At 63.5% G+C, this 20481-nt stretch carries 16 protein-coding genes; 2 read left to right on the top strand and 14 right to left on the bottom strand.

The window, feature by feature from the left end; genetic code table 11:
• Window positions 1–53: 53 nt before the first annotated feature.
• From secD to ACVOLS_RS11235, 8 genes are all read right to left on the bottom strand, one after another.
• Window positions 54–1898, bottom strand: coding sequence for a protein translocase subunit SecD (gene secD / locus ACVOLS_RS11200; protein ID WP_481545671.1), 1845 nt, complete (start codon window positions 1896–1898; stop codon window positions 54–56).
• Window positions 1899–1955: 57 nt separating this feature from the next.
• Window positions 1956–2285: a preprotein translocase subunit YajC gene (gene yajC, locus ACVOLS_RS11205; protein WP_481513552.1), complete on the bottom strand. Its 330-nt coding sequence runs from the start codon at window positions 2283–2285 to the stop codon at window positions 1956–1958.
• A gap of 126 nt (window positions 2286–2411) precedes the next feature.
• On the bottom strand, window positions 2412–3551 hold the full coding sequence (gene tgt / locus ACVOLS_RS11210; protein WP_481545672.1) for a tRNA guanosine(34) transglycosylase Tgt: 1140 nt from the start codon (window positions 3549–3551) through the stop codon (window positions 2412–2414).
• A 74-nt stretch (window positions 3552–3625) separates the two neighbouring features.
• Window positions 3626–4627, bottom strand: a complete 1002-nt coding sequence (locus tag ACVOLS_RS11215) for an ABC transporter ATP-binding protein (RefSeq protein WP_481545673.1) — start codon at window positions 4625–4627, stop codon at window positions 3626–3628.
• Entirely contained in the window at window positions 4617–6269 is a 1653-nt protein-coding gene (locus ACVOLS_RS11220) for an ABC transporter permease (protein WP_481545674.1), read from the bottom strand. Before ACVOLS_RS11220 ends, ACVOLS_RS11215 begins: the two co-directional genes overlap by 11 nt.
• A gap of 72 nt (window positions 6270–6341) precedes the next feature.
• Window positions 6342–7424: a Fe(3+) ABC transporter substrate-binding protein gene (locus ACVOLS_RS11225; RefSeq protein WP_481545675.1), complete on the bottom strand. Its 1083-nt coding sequence runs from the start codon at window positions 7422–7424 to the stop codon at window positions 6342–6344.
• A gap of 93 nt (window positions 7425–7517) precedes the next feature.
• Window positions 7518–8561: a tRNA preQ1(34) S-adenosylmethionine ribosyltransferase-isomerase QueA gene (gene queA, locus ACVOLS_RS11230; protein WP_481545676.1), complete on the bottom strand. Its 1044-nt coding sequence runs from the start codon at window positions 8559–8561 to the stop codon at window positions 7518–7520.
• Between the two features lie 93 nt (window positions 8562–8654).
• On the bottom strand, window positions 8655–9086 hold the full coding sequence (locus ACVOLS_RS11235) for an Lrp/AsnC family transcriptional regulator (protein ID WP_481545703.1): 432 nt from the start codon (window positions 9084–9086) through the stop codon (window positions 8655–8657).
• Between the two features lie 118 nt (window positions 9087–9204).
• On the opposite strand from ACVOLS_RS11235, the gene ACVOLS_RS11240 reads away from it, so the two are divergent.
• Window positions 9205–10701 carry an aminotransferase class III-fold pyridoxal phosphate-dependent enzyme gene (locus tag ACVOLS_RS11240; RefSeq protein WP_481545677.1) on the top strand — a complete coding sequence of 499 codons (1497 nt, stop codon included), beginning with the start codon at window positions 9205–9207 and terminating at the stop codon, window positions 10699–10701.
• Between the two features lie 110 nt (window positions 10702–10811).
• Here the strand turns inward: ACVOLS_RS11240 and ACVOLS_RS11245 are convergent, their stop codons facing one another.
• The 4 genes from ACVOLS_RS11245 to ACVOLS_RS11260 form a co-directional block, all read right to left on the bottom strand.
• Window positions 10812–12236, bottom strand: coding sequence for an efflux transporter outer membrane subunit (locus tag ACVOLS_RS11245; protein WP_481545678.1), 1425 nt, complete (start codon window positions 12234–12236; stop codon window positions 10812–10814).
• Complete coding sequence (locus ACVOLS_RS11250; protein ID WP_481545679.1) at window positions 12230–12967, bottom strand: SDR family oxidoreductase; 738 nt, start codon at window positions 12965–12967, stop codon at window positions 12230–12232. The genes ACVOLS_RS11245 and ACVOLS_RS11250 overlap by 7 nt, the downstream gene beginning before the upstream one ends.
• Before the next feature lie 130 nt (window positions 12968–13097).
• Window positions 13098–16268: an efflux RND transporter permease subunit gene (locus ACVOLS_RS11255; RefSeq protein ID WP_481545680.1), complete on the bottom strand. Its 3171-nt coding sequence runs from the start codon at window positions 16266–16268 to the stop codon at window positions 13098–13100.
• Window positions 16269–16373: 105 nt separating this feature from the next.
• Window positions 16374–17570 (bottom strand): efflux RND transporter periplasmic adaptor subunit, encoded by a 1197-nt coding sequence (locus ACVOLS_RS11260; RefSeq protein WP_481545704.1) that lies wholly within the window; start codon window positions 17568–17570, stop codon window positions 16374–16376.
• A 513-nt stretch (window positions 17571–18083) separates the two neighbouring features.
• Between ACVOLS_RS11260 and ACVOLS_RS11265 the strand changes: the two genes are divergently transcribed.
• Window positions 18084–19106 carry a LysR family transcriptional regulator gene (locus ACVOLS_RS11265; RefSeq protein ID WP_481545681.1) on the top strand — a complete coding sequence of 341 codons (1023 nt, stop codon included), beginning with the start codon at window positions 18084–18086 and terminating at the stop codon, window positions 19104–19106.
• A 75-nt stretch (window positions 19107–19181) separates the two neighbouring features.
• Here the strand turns inward: ACVOLS_RS11265 and ACVOLS_RS11270 are convergent, their stop codons facing one another.
• The gene (locus ACVOLS_RS11270; RefSeq protein WP_481545705.1) at window positions 19182–19661 is read right to left on the bottom strand and encodes a hypothetical protein; all 480 of its coding nucleotides are present in this window, start codon (window positions 19659–19661) and stop codon (window positions 19182–19184) included.
• Window positions 19662–19869: 208 nt separating this feature from the next.
• Entirely contained in the window at window positions 19870–20481 is a 612-nt protein-coding gene (locus ACVOLS_RS11275; protein ID WP_481545682.1) for an inorganic diphosphatase, read from the bottom strand.

The raw sequence follows: 20481 nt of genomic DNA on the forward strand, positions 1-20481 counted from the left end.
TTCCTTGGAAAACCCGCACCGGTCAGGTGCGGGCTTCTGCGAAGAGGTTCGCGTCAGATGGCCACGGAGGTCAGCTTCTTGCGCTTGGCGTAGATCAGCGTCGCCAGCGCACGCGATACGGTGATCGCAGTGAACATGGAGGCGAAAATACCGATGATCATGGTCAGCGCGAAACCCTTCAGCGGGCCGGTACCGAACGCGTACAGCGCCACACCGACGATCAAGCCCGTCAGGTTGGCGTCGAGGATGGTGCCCGAGGCGCGCTCGTAGCCCTCCGCGATCGCCTTCTTGGCTGGCATGCCCAGTCGCAACTCTTCACGGATACGTTCGTTGATCAGCACGTTGGCGTCGACCGACAAGCCGACCGACAAGGCCAGGCCGGCAAAGCCCGGCAAGGTCATGGTCGCGCCGAACATCGACATCACCGCCACCACGATCAGCAGGTTGAACAGCAGTGCCACCGAGGTGATCACGCCGAACATGCGGTAGTAGATGGCGAAGAACACCAGGGTGAAAATGAACGAGAACACCACGGCCTTGACGCCGCGGTCCACGTTCTCTTTACCCAGGCTCGGGCCGATCACGTATTCCTCGACGAAGTCCATCGGCGCAGCCAGCGAGCCGGCACGCAGCAGCTTGGCCAAGCCGTCGGCTTCGGTCTTCTCCAGACCGGTGGTCTGGAATTCCTTGCCGAACACACCGTTGATGTTGGCGACGGAGATCACTTCTTCCTTGACCCGGAAGCTGCGCTGCTCCACACCATTGACCATGGTCACCTGCGGAATCCGCTCGGTGTAGACCACGGCCATCGGCTTGCCGACATTGGCGCTGGTGAAATCAAACATGCGCTGGCCGCCGACGCTGTTCAGCGTCACGCTGACCGACGGCAAGCCGTTCTGGTCAGTGGAGGTTGCAGCTTTGACCATCTGGTCACCGGTGACGATGGTGCGCTTGTTCAACAGCACCGGGCGACCGGCGCGGTCGCGGTAGAGCTTGGCTTCCGGCGGGATGCGGCCAGTGCTGGCGGCATCTTCGGCATTGCCATCGACCACGGCGCGGTATTCCAGCGTCGCGGTGGCACCGATCATGCGCTTGGCTTCGGCCGTGTCCTGCACGCCCGGCAGCTCGACCACGATGCGGTCTTCGCCCTGACGCTGGATGATCGGCTCGGCCACGCCCAGTTCGTTGACGCGGTTACGCAGGGTGGTCAGGTTCTGCTCGATGGCGCCGGAGGCGATCTGCAGCATTTCCGCCTGCGGCACGGTTGCGGTGATCCGATCACCACTTACCGAGTAGCTGAAAGTTGGCTGCGCCTTGGCCAGGGCCGCACGTGCCTTGTCGGCATCGGCTGCGTTGGTCAGGGCGATGGCGATATCGCTTTCGCCACGACGCTCAACCGAACGGTAGGAGACGCGGTTGTCACGCAGGGTGGTACGCACGTCTTCGGTGAAGGCTTCGAAGCGCTTGTCCACCGCAGCCTTCTGGTCCACCTGCAATGCGAAGTGCACGCCACCGACCAGATCCAGACCCAGCACCATTGGCTTGCCGCCCAGATTGGCCAGCCAATCCGGAACGGTCGAGGCCAGGTTCAGGGCGACGGTGTAGTTTTCGCCGGCCGTCTCGCGCAGCACCTCATTGGCGCGCGACTGGGCGTCCAGCGAAGTCAGACGGACGATCAGGTTGTTCTCGCCCTCCTTCTCCACCGACTTGGCGGTAACACCGGCCTCGCTCAGCGACTTGCTGACGCGCTCTTGCAGCGCATCATCAATCTGCCCACCACGGTTGGCGGTGATCTGAACGGACGGATCCTTCTGGTAGATATTGGGCAGCGCGTACAGCGCGCTGACCGCCAGAACGATCAGAATCAGGAAGTACTTCCAGCGCGGAAATTCAAGCATTGCAGGATCCTGCGTGACGCCGGTGCGGCGTCACGACGTGACGGAAAGGGACCAGTCTCAGGCAGCGGACTTCAGCGTGCCCTTGGGCAGGACGTTGCCGACCGAGCCCTTCTGCACGCGGATGCGGACGTTGTCAGCCACTTCCACGGTGATGAAGTTGTCGCCGATGTCGGTGACCACGCCAGCGATGCCGCCGGAGGTCAGCACTTCGTCACCCTTGGCGATCTTCTCCAGCATTGCCTTGTGTTCCTTCTGGCGCTTCATCTGCGGGCGGATCATCAGGAAGTACATCACTGCGATCAGCGCGATGGGCAGCAGGAAGGTGCCCATGCCCGGTGCGGCCGGAGCGGCCTGGGCGACGGGGAGCAGGATAGCCATGAGAGTCATTTTGTAATCCTTGATGTTGGGCGGCACCCATGCAGGCCGGATGGCCTGCAGCAGTTACCGCGAAACGGGGTCAGCCGTGAAGTATGCCACGCGTCCGGGAGCGCGTCCCGGACCGCGTGAAGACCGCTACTCCCCCGACAACGCCGGGACACTCAGGCCCCGGGCTGCATAGAAGGACTCGCGGAAGGCCAGGAAGGTTCCCGCCTCGATGGCCGCACGCATGTCGGCCATCAGCTTTTCGTAATAGAACAGGTTGTGCAGGGTACCCAGCATCGGCGCCAGCATCTCGTTGCAGCGATCGAGATGACGCAGATAGGAGCGCGTATAGCCACCGGTGCAGGCGTGGCAGCCGCAACCCGGCTCGATCACGTCCATATCGCGCTCGTAGCGGGCGTTACGGATGCGGACCGTGCCGAACGAAGTGAAATAGTGACCGTTACGGGCGTTCCGGGTGGGCATGACGCAGTCGAACATGTCCACGCCGCGGGCCACGCCTTCGACCAGGTCCTCCGGCCGCCCTACACCCATCAGGTAGCGCGGGCGGTCGGCCGGCAGGATCGGATGCATGTGGTCGAGCATGGCGTTGCGCTCGTGCTCGGGCTCGCCCACGGCCAGGCCGCCGATGGCATAGCCGTCAAAGCCGATCTGCTGCAGGCCTTCGGCCGAGCGGCTGCGCAAGTCGGTGTGCACCCCGCCCTGGACGATGCCGAACAGCGCCGCATCGTTGCCCATCGCGTCATGCGCGTTGCGGCTGCGCTGGGCCCAGCGCAGGCTGAGCTCCATCGACTTGCGCGCCACCGGCTCGGTGGCCGGGTACGGGGTGCATTCGTCGAAGATCATGACGATGTCCGAATCCAGCACCTCCTGGATCTTCATGCTCTCTTCCGGGCCCAGGAAGACCCGCGCACCGTCGGTCGGCGAAGCGAAGGTGACGCCTTCTTCGGTGATCTTGCGCCGATGCGCCAGCGAAAACACCTGAAAACCACCCGAATCGGTCAGGATCGGGCCATTCCACTGGCAGAAGCCATGCAGGCCGCCGTGGTCGGCGATGACATCGAGGCCGGGGCGCAGGTACAGATGGAAGGTGTTGCCGAGGATGATCTCGGCACCGAGCGCGCGCACCTGCTCTGGCAGCACGCCCTTGACCGAGCCATAGGTGCCGACCGGCATGAAGGCCGGGGTCTGCACGGTGCCGCGCGGGAAGGACAGCTGACCACGGCGGGCGCGGCCATCGGTGTTCTGGAGCTTGAACTGCAATCTGGACATGGAAGCATTGAGGCGTCAGTTACGCCAATTGTCGCGGATATGGGCCAGCAGGGCGAACTTTCGCCCCGGAACAGTCAGTCGGCGAAGCGGACCGGCGCTGGATCCTGCCAGGTGAGGCCGATCTCGGCGCCGATCTCGGGCAGTTGACCGGGGCCGAAATCCAGCTCCACCCGCTCGCCACCGGCCAGACGCACCCAGCCGCTGCTACCCGGCCCGCGAAATACCACGCTCTCGACCCGCGCGCGCAACAGCGCGGCGGGGTCCGGCAGCAAGCTCTGCGGTCGCACAAGCACCCGCCCGCCCCCGCCAATCCCAAGCTGCGCCGCCTGGATCAACGAACCACGGCCGATGAAGCCGGCCACGAACGGATCCATTGGCGCCTGATACAGCGTCTGGGCGCTGCTCCATTGCAGCAAGCGGCCCTCGTGCATGACGCCGATGCGGTCGGCCATGGCGAAGGCCTCGCTCTGGTCATGGGTCACCATCAGCACCGTGGTGCCTGCCGCCTTGAGCAGATCGCGCAATTCGCCGGCAAGCCGCTGGCGGGTATCCACATCCAGATTCGAGAACGGCTCGTCCAGCAGCAACAGGTCCGGCGCCGGTGCCAAGGCACGCGCCAAGGCCACGCGCTGCTGCTGCCCGCCTGATAGTTCATGCGGGTAGCGCTGCTCCAGACCTGGCAAGCCCACGTATTGCAACAAGGCCTGCACCCGGGCTTGACGCTGAGCACGCTGCAAGCCGCGCAGACCAAAGCCGATGTTCGCCGCCACATCCAGATGTGGAAACAGCGCGTAATCCTGAAACATCATCCCAACCCGGCGCTGCTCGGCCGGAAGCGCCCGCTGCGCCGAAGCCAGCTGCCGTCCAGCCAGCACGATGCGGCCCTGCTGCAGCGGCTCAAAGCCGGCAATGCTGCGCAGCACCGTTGTCTTGCCGCAGCCGGAAGCGCCCAGCAGGCAGCCGATCTCACCGCGACCGAGCTGCAGCGACAAGCCCCCCACCACCGGCTTGAAACCGCCCGCGACGGGATAGCCAATGTGCAGGTCTTTCAACACCAGTTGCGCATCAACGTGCATCTTCAACTCCATACGCCGCGCCGGCGCGCGCCAGCAGAATCACCGGCAGCAGGCCGCTGACGACAATCAACAAGGCTGCCACCGCACCTTCTTCATAGGTCCCGCGTGCGGCCTCGGCATACAACCAGGTGGCAAGCGTTTCGAAATTCATTGGCCGCAGCACCAAGGTGGCCGACAGCTCTTTCATCGTGTCGACGAACACCAGCAATGCGGCCGCAGCCAAGGCCGGGCGCAACAGCGGCAGATGCACCCGCCGCAGCATGCCCGCCGCACCCTCGCCCAGATTTGCAGCGGCCTGATCCAGCGACAGCGGAATGCGCGCCAGCCCCGATTCAATTCCACCCACCGATACCGCGAGAAAGCGCAACGTATATGCCAGCACCAGCACGGTCACCGACCCCATCAACAACATCTGTGGCTGACCACCGAGCAGCACCAGCAATCGGCTGGCCATGGCATCCAGTCCACCCAACGGCAGCAACAAACCGATCGCCAGCACCGTGCCGGGGATTGCATAGCCCAGCGTGGCAGTGCGACTACTGGCCACGGCCAAGCCATGACGTCGCCGCGCCTGCGCCAGCCGCAGCGCCCAGGCCACCAGCAGGCCGAATGCCATCGCCACAACGGTTGCCAGCAAGGCCACCCGCACCGTGTTCCACAGCGCGACCAGCAGCTGCGGCGAGATGCCAGCAACCTGCAGCCGCTCCACCGCTTCCCAGAGCAGATAGACCGCCGGCACCACGAAGCCCAACAGCACCGGCAGCAGCCCCAGCAGCAACGCGAGCAAGGCTCGAGCGCCACGCAGCTGCTGCGGTTGCAACGGCCGCGGCCGCAGCACGCTGGCATAGCGCTGGCGGCGCCGACCATAGCGCTCCAGCGTCAACAACAAGGCCACCACACCGAGCATCGCCAGCGCGATCTGGGCGGCGCCTGCTAGGTCGCCGCGACTCACCCAGGTGGTATAGATCGACACAGTGAGTGTCTGCACGCCAAGGAATTCGGAGGCACCGATGTCGTTGAGGGTTTCCAGCAAGGCCAGCGCTACGCCTACCGCAATCGCCGGTCGCGCCAACGGCAGCGCCACCCGCCAGAACACCTGCAGTGGTGTCGCGCCCAGGCTGCGTGCCGCTTCCAGCAAGCCTGCGGCCTGGGTCATGAACAAGGCACGGGTAGTCAGGTAAACGTAGGGGTAAAGCACGAAGCCCAACAGCACGATGCAGCCGCCAAGATGGCGGATATCCGGCAGCCGGAACTGGCGCGGACTGTCATAGCCCAGCAGGTCGCGGATCAAACCCTGCACCGGACCAAGCGGATGCAGTACATCCAGATAGGCGAAGGCGGCGATATAGGTGGGCACGGCCAAAGGCAGCAGCAATGCCCAGCCCAGCAGCTTGCGCCCCGGGAACGCGAACGCCGTCACCAGCCACGCGCTGCCCGTACCAAGCACACCGACCAATACGCCAACGCCCAGCAACAACAAGCCGGTGTTGAGCAGCGCGGTTGGCAACACATTGGCCCATAGATGCGTCCACAGCCCGGCACTGCCATCGCTCGCCGCCCACACCAAGCCCAGTACCGGTGCCAGCATCAGCACCGCCACCGATGTCGCGCCAAGCAACCACGGGTTCCATCGCCACGTCATCAATCACTATCCATCACAAAACAACAGGCCGGCACCGCATGCGCGGCACCAGCCCGTCGGGAACCGCAAGGTTCAATTATCGAAGCCGACCTTGTCCACCAGCTCACTGGCCAGCTTGCGGTTGGCAACCACCTCAGCCAAGGGCAGCGGGTCCACCTTCATCGGCCCGAAGCTGGCGACCACCGGGTCCAATGCCACGCCCGGCTTCACCGGATATTCGTAGTTGGCACGCGCATACAGGCTCTGCGAGCTGTCGCGGACCAGGTATTCCAGCAGCTTCACCGCATTGTCGTGGTTGGGCGCATGACGGGCGACAGCGGCGCCGGAGATATTGACGTGGGTGCCGGTATCGGCGGCGCTGGCGAACACCGGCCGCACCACCTGGATGGCATCGCCCCAGCTGCGCTGCTCGGAGCCTTCTTCAGCATTCTTCATGCGGCCGACGTAATACGCATTGGCCACACCGATATCGCAGATACCTGCAAGGATGTCGCGCGCGACGTCGCGATCACCACCGGCAGCCTTGCGTGCCAGGTTCCCCTTGACGCCGCGCAACCAGGCTTCGGTCTTCTCCACACCGTCGTGCGCGATCATCGCCGCGAACAGACTGGTGTTATAGGGATGCTGACCGGAACGGATGCATACCCGGCCCTTCCATTTCGGGTCGGCAAGGTTTTCGTAGGTGAAGCCGGTAAGGTCCAGGTCCTTGTCGGCGTAGACCACGCGGTCACGCAGCGACAGCGCAAACCACTGGCCTTCGGGCGAGCGCAGGTGCGCGGGAATGGCTGCTTCCAGCACCGGCGACTTCACCACTTGGGTGTGGCCGGCTTCGACCACGTCGAGCAGGCGCCCGGTATCCACGGTCATCAGCACGTCGGCCGGCGACCGTTCGCCTTCGGCAGCGAGCCGCTCGGTCAAACCATCCTTCAGCAATACGGTGTTGACCTTGATACCGGTGTCGGCGGTGAACGCATCCAACAGCGGCTGCACCAGGGCGGGCTCGCGCGTGGTGTAGAGGTTGACCTCACCAGCGGCGGTAGCTTTCTGCGGCGCGGCAGCAGAGGCGGGGTTGTCACCGCTCTTGGCGCAGGCACCAAGCAGGACGAGGGAACACAGGGCAGCCAGATGGCCGGCGGCACGCTTCGGATGACGCATGGATTACTCCGGAAGTGGTCGTCGGTCCCGGCCACGATGGCCGGACACGGATCAAATGAGAACTTATCTCATTTGATCCGCCCGTGCACTGCGTCAAACAGCCGCACCCTCAACTGCCGGGAACAACAACATCGCATCGCCGTAGCTGAAGAAGCGGTACTTCTGTTCGATGGCGTGCGCATACGCTTGGAAAACACGCTCCTTGCCTGCGAACGCGCTGATCATCATCAGCAAGGTGCTTTCCGGCAGATGGAAGTTGGTCACCATCGCATCGACGCTGCGGATGCGGTAACCCGGGGTGATGAAGATCTGGGTTTCGCCGGCATACGGATGCAGTTCACCCTCGCGCATAGCGCTTTCCAGCGCCCGCACCACGGTGGTGCCAACGCCGATCACACGGCCACCGGCAGCACGGGTGCGGCGCACCTGCTCGACCAGCTCCGCGCCGACATTGAGCCATTCGCGGTGCATCACGTGCTGCGAAAGATCGTCCACCCGCACCGGCTGGAAAGTGCCGGCACCAACGTGCAAGGTTATATGGCCAAACTGGACCCCACGCTCGCGCAGCTGCGCCAGCAGTGCTTCATCGAAATGCAGACCGGCGGTCGGTGCAGCCACGGCGCCAACCTGCTTGGCGAACACCGTCTGGTAGCGCTCACGGTCGTCCACGCCCGGCTCACGGTGGATATAAGGCGGCAGAGGCAGGCGGCCTTCGTGCACGAGCCAGGATTCCAACGATTCGGGGATATCAAAGCGCAGCACATAGAACTCGCCGTCGCGACCAAGCACCTCTGCTTCGCCGCCGGCATCAAGCTGAATGCGGCTGCCGGGTTTGGGCGACTTGCTGGCGCCGATCTGGGCGCGCGCCTGCTGGCCGCCGAGCAAACGCTCGATCAGGATTTCGACGCGACCGCCGCTGGCCTTCTGCCCGAACAGGCGTGCCGGGATGACGCGGGTGTCGTTGAACACCAGCAGATCACCGGGCTGCAGCAATCCAGCCAGATCACGCACCTGACGGTCGTCGAACGGCGCCGGTGCCGGCGGGACCAGCAGCAGACGGCTGGCCGAACGCTCGGCCAAGGGAGCCTGGGCGATCAATTCCTCAGGCAGGTCATAGGTGAAATCGGACTTCTTCAAGGCCGGAACTTCGTACGGGGAGCCGACTATTGTAGCTCTCAGGGGCGGAAGAGCTGGTTTTTGGCTTTGCCGTTGGCTCCGCTCCCCGCTACCTCACCGCTCAAACTTGGTTGAAAGAATAATCGCGCTATTGGTCCGCTCCACCCCATCGACCGCACCGATGGCATCGGTCACGACGTCCATCTCACTGACCCCGCCGACCACCACCATCGCGATCAAGTCATGGTTTCCACTGACCGAGTGCAACGAACGCACCTCGGTGATATCGCGCAGCGCCTTGACCACCGCCGGCATCTTCTTCGGCAGCACGGTGATCAGCACGTGCGCCCGCACCTGACCCTGCTCGTAGTCCTCGTGGGTGCGCACCGTATAGCCGGCAATTACCCCCAACTGCTCGAGTCGGTTGATCCGGCTCTGCACCGTGGTTCGCGAGAGGCCAAGCCGGCGGGCAATCTGCGCGGTTGACGCGCGCGCATCCTCACGGAGCACGGATAACAGGCGTTCGTCGGCAGGGGAAATATTCACATTGCGAACCAGCTTCGTCGATTCGACGAAATTACCCGAAAATCCGTCGAGATCATAGCTGCCATATGTCCAGAATCTCCAGATAATGGGTATATACAAGAAACTTCTGGAGATGAGCATGACCGTACTCGGCCCCCTCGCCCCGCTTCGCGCGCACGCTGGCCAGCGCCTGACACAAGGCCTGGACGACGCCAGCGTTGAACGCCTGGCCGTCGCTCACCCGGACCTGGCCGGCGCCATCGCCGCTGCCGCCAGCGAATACGCCCGTATCAAGGACGAAGCTGCCGACCTGCTGGATCTGGACGAACAGGACCAGATCGACGCCATGCAGGCCGGCTTCGTCAATTTCTATGCCGACGACGCCATCGTTCCCTATATCGCCCTGGCCGCCTGCGGCCCGTGGGTAATCTCGCTCAAGGGCGCGGTGCTGTATGACGCCGGCGGCTACGGCATGCTCGGTTTCGGCCACACCCCGGCCGATGTGATGGCCGCTGCGGCCAAGCCGCAGGTCATGGCCAACATCATGACCCCGAGCCTGGCCCAGCGCCGCTTTGTGCAGGCCATGAAGAAAGAGATCGGCCACAGCCGCGGCGGCTGTCCGTTCACCCACTTCATGTGTTTGAACTCCGGTTCCGAGGCGGTCGGCCTGGCCGCACGCATCGCCGACATCAACGCCAAGCTGCAGACCGATCCGGGCGCACCGCATGCCGGTGCCACCATCAAGCGCGTAGTGATCAAGGGCAGCTTCCACGGCCGCACTGATCGTCCCGCCCTGTATTCGGATTCCAGCCGCAAAGCCTATGACCAGCATCTGGCCAGCTACCGCGGCGAGAACAGCGTCATCACCGTTGCGCCTTACGACGAAGCAGCGATGCGCAAGGTGTTTGCCGATGCCAAGGCCAACAACTGGTTCATCGAGGCGGTGTTCCTGGAGCCGGTAATGGGCGAAGGCGACCCCGGCCGCGCAGTGCCGGCCAGCTTCTACAAGCTGGTCCGCGAGCTGACCCGCGAGCACGGGAGCCTGCTGCTGATCGATTCCATCCAGGCCGCACTGCGCGCACACGGCACCCTGTCCTTCGTTGACTACCCGGGCTACGAGACACTCGACCCGCCGGACATGGAGACCTATTCCAAGGCATTGAACGGCGCGCAGTTCCCGCTGTCGGTGCTGGCCGTCACCGAACATGCCGCCAAGCTCTACCGCAAGGGTGTGTACGGCAACACCATGACCACCAACCCGCGCGCGCTGGACGTGGCCGTTGCCACCCTCGCCCGCCTGTCGCCGGAAGTTCGCCAGAACATCCGTCTGCGCGGCGAGCAGGCCGTGCAGAAGCTGGAAGCGCTCAAGGCCAAGCTCGGCGGCCTGATTACCAAGGTGCAGGGCACCGGCCTACTGTTCTCCTGCGAGCTGGCCCCGCAATTCAAGTGCTATGGCGCCGGCTCCACCGAAGAGTGGCTGCGCATGCACGGCGTCAACGTGATCCACGGCGGCGAGAATTCGCTGCGTTTTACCCCGCACTTCGGCATGGATGAAGAGGAGCTCGACGTGCTGGTGGACATGGTTGGTCGCGCGCTGGTTGAAGGCCCGCGCCGGGCGCAAGCTGACGCTGCCTGATTTTCCGTGATGCGTAACGAAACAGGCGGCCATTGGCCGCCTGTTTCGTTTTGTAGCGCTAGAAGCCCAGCCACCCAAGGGGAGAGAGGTTGAGGACCGGGAACGCCTTCTCACCGCACGCTGGTGACCGCCAACGCAGGACCGGGTTGCCCGCCCCAGCCGCCCAGTGCCTTGTAAACAGCAACGACACTGACGTTCACCGAAGCCTCCGCTGCGGCCAATGCATCATCCGCGGCCAACTGGTTGCGCTGCGCATCCAGCAACGCCAGAAAGTCCTCGGAACCTTCCCGGTACCGCAGCTGTGCCAAGGACTCCGCCTTACGTGCCGCCTGCGCCTGCTCGGCCACGATACCCAGCCGCGCCTGCTGTTTGGCATAGCGGGTCAATGCGTTCTCGGTGTCTTCCAAGGCCAGCAGCACCGCCTTCTCATACTCGGCGGCTGCGCCATCGGCCTGCGCCTTGCTCGCACGCAGGCGTGCCCGCACGGTGCCGAAGTCGAATGCCGCCCAGCTGATTGACGGGGTCAACGACCAGGCCTTGTTGTTGCCGTTCACCAGACCCGAAGCATCGCCGCCAAGGAAACCGACGAAACCACTCAGGCTGATGCGCGGGAACAGATCGGCAGTTGCCACGCCAACACGCGCCGTGGCTGCAGCCAGGCGACGCTCGGCCATGCGCACATCGGCACGCTGCCGCAACAGGTCGCTGGTGTCGCCCAGCGGCAAGGCCTTGGCGAATGCCGGTACTTCGCGCGGCTGCAGCAACGCGTCCAGCGAACCGGGACGCTGCCCAAGCAATACGGCAAGGCGATGGCGCGACTGCACCTCGGACACTTCCAGCAACGGAATATCCGCCTCGATCGCCTTCAAACGGGCACGGCTGCTCTGCACATCCAGTTCACTGCCAGCACCGAGCTCCAACCGGGTTTCGGTCAAACGCTGGGTCTCGCGCAGATTGACCAAGGTGTCGCGTGCAACCGCGATCCGCTTCTGCGAGCCACGCAGTTCGAAATAGTTGCGGGCCACTTCGGCTGCCACCATCACCTGCGCATCGGCCAGATTGTCGCGTTCGGCACCGAGGTCGGCGCGTGCAGCTTCGGCTGCACGGCGCTGCCTGCCGAACAGATCCAGTTCCCATCCAGCATCGAAGCCGAGTTGGTAGGTTTCGCTGGAAACACGCTCACCACCCAGCGTCGCATCCGGCTGCATGCGCCGATCCTGGCTGCCACCCGCAGTGATATGCGGCAGCTGATCCAAGCGCTGCTCGGTGAACACCGCCCGTGCAGCGCGCACGCGGGCCATGGCGATCTGCAGGTCCAGATTATCGCCGAGCGCATCGTGCACCAGCTGCCCCAGGACCGGGTCATCAAACTGCGCCCACCAGTTGGCCACCGGCGGCGCAGTGGAGAACGCGGGATCTGCCGCACCCTGCAGGCTCACCGGCTCAACCGGCGCTGCCTTGTAGTTCGGGCCAACGCTCACGCAACCGGCCAGCAAGGCGCTGGCCATTGCGGTTACCAGCACGCGTATCACCACGGCAACACCTCGCCGAGGTAGCTGAAGCTGCCCGTCGGACCATCGGCCGCAATCAAGGCCATGCCCACGCTGGAACGCGCGCCTTCGGCGACATCGATCTCGCCTTCGCCACCGTTCATGTCGGTCTTGACGTAGCCCGGGTGCACCGCGTTGACCTTGATCGGGCCTTCGCGCAATTCATGCGCCAACTGCACCGTCCAGGCGTTCAGCGCGCTCTTGGACGCGTTGTAGGCCGGAACGATGAAACCGTAGATCGGAGAACCCGGCTGCGCATGCAGGGTCAACGAGCCGAGGATACTGGACACATTGACGATGCGCCCAGCCGGCGCAGCGCGCAGCAGCGGCAGGAACGCCACAGTCACTTCAACCACCGCAAACAGATTGGTGTTGAAGGTACTGCGCCAGGTTTCCAGCGACTGACCGCTGGCGCCGGCCTGCAGGTCGTCGACCAGCACGCCTGCATTGTTGACCAGGATATCGAGCTTGCCGTGCAGCTGGGTCACACGCTCAACCGCTACCGCAATGCTGTCGGTATCGTTGACGTCGAGCTGGATGGCTTCGACCGGCAGGCCTTCTGCCTGCAGCTCCTGCGCCTTTGCGGCAGCAGTGTCGTAGTTGCGCCCGGCCAGCAGCGTGTGCACGCCTGCGGCGGCCAACTGGCGCACGGTCTCAAGACCGATGCCGCGGGTGGCGCCGGTAACCAGGGCAACTTTGGTGTTCTGGGTATTCATCTGCTTTTCCTTGGGGGAATGAATTGATACAAGCCCGATAACATTTCAAACCGTCCTTGCCGGTGAACGTGGCAAGGACCTGCGGGAGGCAACACATCTGCAGCGTCCCGCAACGGAGTTACACCTGCCATCAATGGTGGATGGTCGGCTCACCATGCTGGACCAGCTTGCCACCACCGTTACGTGACACGAACTTGCGCAGCGCCACATAGAACACCGGGGTCAGGAACAGGCCGAACAGGGTCACACCCAACATGCCAGCGAATACGGTGATACCCGTGACCGAGCGCACCTCGGCACCCGCGCCATGCGACAGCACCAGCGGCACCGTGCCGGCGATGAAGGCGATCGAGGTCATCACGATCGGGCGCAGACGCAGACGGCAGGCTTCCAATGCCGCCTCGACGATACCCTTGCCGCCCATTTCCAACTCGCGGGCGAACTCGACGATCAGAATCGCGTTCTTACACGCCAGGCCCATCAACACCACCAAGCCTACCTGCACGAAGACGTTGTTATCACCGCCGGTGAGCCATACCCCGAACAATGCCGACAGCAAGGTCATCGGTACGATCAGGATCACCGCCAGTGGCAGCGACCAGCTCTCGTACAGCGCAGCCAGCACCAGGAAGGCCAGCAGGATCGCCACCGGGAACACGATGAAGGCAGCCTTGCCCTGGGTCGCCTGCTGATAGCTCAGGTCGGTCCATTCGGTGACCATGCCGGCCGGCAACACCTGTCCTGCGATCTCGGTGAGCTTGTTCATCGCCTGAGCCGAAGACAGCATGCGCGGGTCGGCTTCACCGGCCAGATCAGCCGCCGGGTAACCATTGAAGCGCAGCACCGGATCCGGACCGTAGGTTTCCTTGACGGTCACCATCGAGCCAATCGGCACCATCTCGCCGCGATCATTGCGCGTACGCAGCTTGCCAATGTCTTCCACGCTGTCACGGAACTGACCATCGGCCTGCGCGATCACCTGCCAGGTACGGCCGAACTGGTTGAAGTCGTTGACATACGCCGAACCCAGGTAGGTCTGCAGCGTGTCGAACAACTCGGTCAACTGTACGCCCTGCGCCTTGGCTTTCACGCGGTCGACCTCCGCATCCAGCTGCGGCACGTTGGCCTGGTAGCTGGTGATCGGATAGGCCATGCCCGGCGTCTGTGCGACGGCGCCCTGCATGCTCTGTACCGCGTTCTGCAAGGCGCCATAGCCGAGATTGCCACGGTCCTCGATGAACATCTGGTAGCCGTTGCCGTTGCCCAGACCAAGGATCGGCGGCGGCATCATCGCGAAGGCGAAACCTTCCTGCAGTCCGGCGATCTTCTGGTTGATCTCGGCATTGATCTGCGCGGCGGTACGCCCCTTGCGCTCGTTGAACGGCTTGAGCGGGATGAAGGCCACGCCGGTATTGGGCGTGTTGGTGAACTGCAGTGCATTCAAACCCGGGAACGAGATGGTGTGGGCGACACCATCGGTTTCCTGGGCAATCTTGGCAACCTTGCGCAGCATTTCATCGGTGCGTGCAATGGACGAGCCTTCCGGCAGCTTCACACCAGCGATCAGGTACAGCTTGTCCTGGGTCGGGATGAAGCCAGGCGGCACCAGTTTGAAGATCACCCCGGTACCCACCAGCAGCACGGCATACACAACGAACACCGCGCCGCGACGGCCGAGAATGCGCGACACGCCGCGCTCGTACTTCTCCGAGCTGGTCTTGAAGAAGCGGTTGAACGGACGGAACACCCAGCCGAACAACTTGTCGATCAAACGGCTCGGCGCATCCTTGGCAGCGCCATGCGGCTTGAGCAGGCGCGCAGCCAAGGCCGGCGACAGGGTCAGCGAGTTGATCGCCGAGATCACCGTGGAGATGGCAATCGTCACAGCGAACTGCTTGTAGAACTGGCCGGTAACGCCGGACAGGAAGGCCATCGGCACGAACACCGCACACAGCACCAACGCAATAGCGACGATGGGGCCGGACACTTCCTTCATCGCCTGATGCGCAGCCGCCGTTGGCGACAGGCCTTCTTCGATATTACGTTCGACGTTCTCCACCACCACGATCGCGTCATCAACCACGATACCGATCGCCAGAACCAGACCGAACAGGCTCAATGTATTGATCGAGAAGCCCAGCATGTACAGCGCTGCAAAGGTACCCACGATCGACACCGGCACCGCGATCAACGGGATGATCGAGGCACGCCAGGTCTGCAGGAACAGGATGACTACCAGCACCACCAGGGCGATGGCTTCCAACAACGTGGTCACCACGGCCTTGATCGAGTCACGCACGAAGATGGTGGTGTCGTACACCGCCTCGTACTTCACGTCGGCCGGGAAAGTCTTCTGCAGCTCGTCCATGCGGCCGATCACCGCGTCGCGGATCTCCAATGCATTTGCACCGGGCGCCTGGAAGATACCGATGCCAACCGCATTCTTGCCATCCAGCTGCGAGCGCAAGGTGTAGTCGCCGGCACCCAGTTCGATACGCGCCACATCAGACAGCCGCACCACTTCGCCGTCGGTACCGCTCTTGAGCACGATGTCGCCGAACTCCTGCTCGCTACGCAGGCGGCCCTGCGCGTTGATCAAGGTCAAGAACTGACTGTTCGGCATCGGCTCGGCACCGAGCTGGCCCGCCGATACCTGCACGTTCTGCTCACGCATGGCACGCACCACGTCGCTGGCGGTCAAACCGCGCGAAGCGACCTTGTCCGGATCCAGCCAGGCGCGCATGGCGTAATCGCCGCCGCCGAAGATCTGCGCGTCACCAACACCCGGAATACGCGCCAGCCCGTCCTTGACATGCAGACGTGCGTAGTTGCGCAGGTACAAGGTGTCGTAATTGCCCTTGGGCGAGGTCAGGTGCACGACCATCAGGAAGGTCGGCGACTGCTTCTGGGTGGTCACACCCTGCCGCCGCACGTCCTCAGGCAAACGTGCCTGCGCCTGCGCGACGCGGTTCTGCACCCTCACCGCTGCTTCATCAGGATCGGTGCCCGGACGGAAAGTGACGGTCATCTGCAGCACGCCATCGGAGCCGGCCACCGACTTGAGGTACATCATGCCCTCGACGCCGTTGATGGCCTCTTCCAATGGCGTAGCCACCGTCTCGGCGATCACCTTGGGATTGGCGCCCGGGTACACGGTACGCACCACCACCGACGGCGGCACCACTTCCGGGTACTCACCAATCGGCAGGAACGGAATGCTGACCAGGCCAGCGGCGAAGATCACGATCGACAACACCGCCGCGAAGATCGGCCTGTCGATGAAAAATCTGGAAAAATCCATGGGAAATCCTTGGAAAAGCTGGCGTCAGGCTGCAGCCGCCCTGCCCGCCCCATCGGGAGCAGACAAACACGGCCGACAGCCACGCCGGCAAAGGTAGTTGGCGGCTTAGTTGATGCTGCTTACGGCCTGGGTGGCCGGTGCAGCAACGCGCTGCATCGCAACCGCCTTGGCCTGCACCGGCATGCCTGGCATGAACACTTTCTGCACGCCGTCGACGATCACCTTGTCGCCAGCAGCCAGACCCTGTTCGACGATGCGCAGGCCCTCGGCATTGCGACCAAGCTGCACATCACGACGCTGCGCCTTGTTGTCCTTGTCCAGCACGAACACGTACTTGCGGTCCTGGTCGGTCAGCACCGCCTTGTCGTCTACAAGTACCGCCTGGAACTGGCCACTGCCCAACAGCTGCACGCGAGCGAACAGGCCCGGAGTGAACTGGCGACCGGCGTTGTCCAGCAGCGCACGCACGCGGATGGTGCCGGTGCTGCGGGTGATCTGGTTATCGAGGAAATCGACCTTGCCTTCATGCGGATAGCCCTGCTCACCGCTCAAGCCAATCTTCACCGGCAAGGCCTGATCGCGCTCACTCGGACGCTCACCATTGCGGGCCATCTGCGCATAGCGCAGGTAGGTGGACTCGTCGGCGTCGAAGTAGACGTGCACCGTATCCAGCGACACCAGGGTGGTCAGCACACTGGCTGCATCACCGGCGGTGACCAGATTGCCGGCGGTGACCATCGCGCGTCCGGCGCGTCCATCAATCGGCGCACGCACCTTGGTGAACTCCAGGTTGAGCCGTGCTGCATCAAGTGCCGCCTGCGCGGCCTGCACCTGCGCGCCGGCCTGATCAGCACTGGCGCGGCGTTGCTCTGCGGTTTCCGCAGCGATGGCCTGTTGCTCGGCCAAGCGACGCGCACGCTCGGACTCGCTGCGCGCCAAGCCAGCCTGGGTGCGAGCGCGATTCAATTCAGCCTGCGCGCGATTGAACTCCGCCTGATAGCTGCGTGCGTCGATGGTGAACAGCACATCACCCTTCTTCACCTCTTCGCCTTCGACGTAATTGACCTTGTCGATGTAGCCCGACACGCGCGGACGCAGCTCAACGCTCTGCACCGCCTCGATACGGCCACTGAACTCGTCCCACTGCGCAACCTGCTTGATCAGCACCGGCGCAACACTGACTTCGGGTGCTGGCGGAGCGGCGTTTTCCGCGTGGCCGCCGCTGCAGGCGACCAGGACGGCCAGACTCAGCGCTGACATGCCTGCCAAGGCAACGCGGCGCAGCGTGGGTGATGGGGAGATACCTTTCATTTCGTGCTCCAAGGGGGAGGTGATCAGGGGATTACGGGAAAACAAAGCGGAGCTCGGCATCGCCGCGGCAGCAGTCCGTCAGGCGACAATCTGCGCAGCTGGACCTTGGTCGGCCAGAACCGCGCCGGTTGCGGCAGGATCACTGTCCCGTCCGCGGAAATTTTTGGACCACCAATGGGACAAAGCCACCCAGAACTTGCCGCAACAAAGCCGCGCGCTCGCGCCAGGGCGCTCTCGGTGCATTTACCTGCAAGTCGCCAAGCAAGGCCTCAAACTGCAATGGATTCAATCGATTGCAGGCAATCTTTGAAGGCAAAGCATTGCGGTAACTGGGTTCGCGGCGTGACGCTGACAGGGCCATTGGGGAGCGCATGCGCATGACGGCATGTCCGGATTAGGTACAGGCGTACAAGATAGGCCTGTAATCCAGACTTGATTAGTACGGATTGAAGGGAATAATCATCCCGTCGCCGGCACAATTCCGTTGCCGCAAGAGTCCTACCCATGGCCAACGATCTCAACGACACCCTGATCTTCGTCAAAGTGGTCGAACAGGGCAGTTTCACTGCCGCTGCGCGATTGCTCGGCCAACCCAAGACCACGGTCAGCCGCAAGGTGCAGGAGTTGGAGACCCGGCTGGGCGCGCGCCTGCTGCATCGGACCACGCGCCGCCTGGGCCTCACCGAAGCCGGGACGGTCTACTACGAGCACTGCCAACGCATCGCCCGTGAACTGGATCAGGCCGAAAGCGCGGTCAGCCAGTTGCAGTCCGGTCCGCGCGGCTGGCTGCGTTTCACCGTGCCGTACTCCATTGGCACCTGCTGGATTGCACCGCTGCTGGGTCAGTTCCAGAGTGAATACCCGGAGATCCGGGTCGACATGCACCTGGGCAATGAGACGCTGGACCTGATCTCAGGTGAAGTGGACCTGGCATTGCGCGTCGGCGCGCTGCCCGACTCCAACCTGATCGCCCGCAAGCTCGGCAGTCTGCGCACCCAGGTATTCGCCAGCCCCGCCTATCTCGCCGTGCACGGTGAGCCCAAGCACCCCGATGAGCTGCAGTTCCACCGCACCTTGGCGATCCGCAAGACCCATCATGGACAGACTCAGCGCTTTACCTGGACGTTGGCCGAAAATGGCGGCGAGATGCGAGAGTTTCCAGTCAATCCGCTACTTGTGGCAAACGACCCGTCCGCACTGAACGCCGCTCTCGTGGCCGGTGAAGGCCTGATGCTCAGCAGCGATGTGATGGCCAAGCCCTTTGTCGAATCCGGCATGGTGCGGCAGATTCTGCCCGGCTGGACCGGCCCGGACTACGACTTCAATGCGGTGTTTGCCGGCGGCCGACTGGTGTCCCCGAAGGTACGCGCGTTCATCGACTTCCTGGTCGCCAAGCTCAACTTCGACGCCAACTACATGATGCTGCAGTGCCCCAACGCCAAGCGTCTGGCCGACATCGAGCAGGAGTATCAGCAGCGTTCGAAAGGACACCCCAAGCTACGCGTGGTCGAAGCACTCAGCGCCTGAGCGCACAGCCATGCATCAAACGGGAACGGCGGCCATGCAGGCCGCCGCTTCTGGTTGCATCAAGCATCTGAAGTATCAGTAGCCGCGGTAATACGGCCACAACGGCACGATCTGCACTTCCTTGCAGCCGTCGTAGCGGCTGCAGCTGCCAAAGTAACCCGGCCCGGAATAGCGCTGGCGGGCATCGCGGTTATAAGGACTGTTGTAGAAGTCCGGACGAGAAAAGTGGCCGGAACCATAGTAGCGGTACGGTGTCTGGCCGATGCTGGATTCGCTACGGAAGGTCTGCGCCAACACCTGCGCGCCATCGTTCTCGACATAACCGTTTTCGTTGTCGTAGCGCACCAGCCGGTAATAGATCGTCTCGCCGCCCTGCTTGCGGCTGTGCAGCTGCTCCATCTGCCCGCCGCCGGTATCGGCGTAGGCCTTGCCGTTCTCAAAGAGCACTTCGCTGGGGTTGACGATCTCCTCCTCCAACGGCGGCGCGGCTCCCGCGCTCGCTGCTACTGCCAACAACAAGGCCGCTACGGCCAGCTTGTTCCACGCCTTACCCATAATGCGCATGACCACCCTCCTTGATTGGGCACCTGCCGCTAGCGGCAGCCCGCCGTGATCGCCCAGCCAATACTCCTGGCTGAGCCGTCATTGCTACGTGCTGTCATCACGGCGCCAGTGCTACCGGCACCCGCGATGACCGCTCGGGACGAAACCGCATTCATTATAGGAGGAAGCCAACAGCGAAGCCGTGAAACCGGTTCGATACTCAACGCGCAGGCCTGGCCTGCTGGTAGCCATCCAGTGCCCGACGTATCACCTGCTTGGCTTCGGCGGCATCGCCCCAGCCATTGAGCTGGATGTCTGCGCCGCCGGGCAGCTGTTTGTAGACCCGGAAGAACGCTTCGAAGCGCTGGATCTCCACCGCAGGCAGGTCCTCCAATGCACGCACCTTCGCATAAGTTGGATCGACTGCATCCACCGGCACGCCAACGATTTTCTCGTCGGCCTCGCCTTTGTCGACCATCCGCAACACGCCCAACGGGCGAAAGCGCACAACCGCACCCGGCTGGATCGGCAAGCGGGTCAGCACCAACGCATCCAGGGGATCACCGTCGCCGGCCAAGGTCTGCGGCATCGAACCGTAGTTGGCCGGATAGGCGACCGGCATAGATAGAAAACGATCCACCCGCAGCTCGCCATGCTCGCCGAGTTCGTACTTGATCGCGCCGCCAGCCGGGATTTCCACCACCAGCAGCACTTCCTCAGGTGCATTGCCTGGCTGCGGCAACGCGAAGGGATGCAACAGTTCAGCCGCTGCCACCAGCGGCGAAGTGATCGCCAGCACCATCCCGCATAGAACTGCCTGCATCGTCTTCAT

It is taken from the genome of Stenotrophomonas sp. STEN038 (assembly GCF_056759895.1).

Bases quoted from the DNA above. Each gene is read 5' to 3' on its own strand.
- secD (WP_481545671.1), bottom strand. From the start codon at position 1,898: ATGCTTGAATTTCCGCGCTGGAAGTACTTCCTGATTCTGATCGTTCTG.
- yajC (WP_481513552.1), bottom strand. From the start codon at position 2,285: ATGACTCTCATGGCTATCCTGCTCCCCGTCGCCCAGGCCGCTCCGGCC.
- tgt (WP_481545672.1), bottom strand. From the start codon at position 3,551: ATGTCCAGATTGCAGTTCAAGCTCCAGAACACCGATGGCCGCGCCCGC.
- ACVOLS_RS11215 (WP_481545673.1), bottom strand. From the start codon at position 4,627: ATGCACGTTGATGCGCAACTGGTGTTGAAAGACCTGCACATTGGCTAT.
- ACVOLS_RS11220 (WP_481545674.1), bottom strand. From the start codon at position 6,269: ATGACGTGGCGATGGAACCCGTGGTTGCTTGGCGCGACATCGGTGGCG.
- ACVOLS_RS11225 (WP_481545675.1), bottom strand. From the start codon at position 7,424: ATGCGTCATCCGAAGCGTGCCGCCGGCCATCTGGCTGCCCTGTGTTCC.
- ACVOLS_RS11240 (WP_481545677.1), top strand. From the start codon at position 9,205: ATGACCGTACTCGGCCCCCTCGCCCCGCTTCGCGCGCACGCTGGCCAG.
- ACVOLS_RS11250 (WP_481545679.1), bottom strand. From the start codon at position 12,967: ATGAATACCCAGAACACCAAAGTTGCCCTGGTTACCGGCGCCACCCGC.
- ACVOLS_RS11255 (WP_481545680.1), bottom strand. From the start codon at position 16,268: ATGGATTTTTCCAGATTTTTCATCGACAGGCCGATCTTCGCGGCGGTG.
- ACVOLS_RS11265 (WP_481545681.1), top strand. From the start codon at position 18,084: ATGGCCAACGATCTCAACGACACCCTGATCTTCGTCAAAGTGGTCGAA.
- ACVOLS_RS11270 (WP_481545705.1), bottom strand. From the start codon at position 19,661: ATGGGTAAGGCGTGGAACAAGCTGGCCGTAGCGGCCTTGTTGTTGGCA.
- ACVOLS_RS11275 (WP_481545682.1), bottom strand. From the start codon at position 20,481: ATGAAGACGATGCAGGCAGTTCTATGCGGGATGGTGCTGGCGATCACT.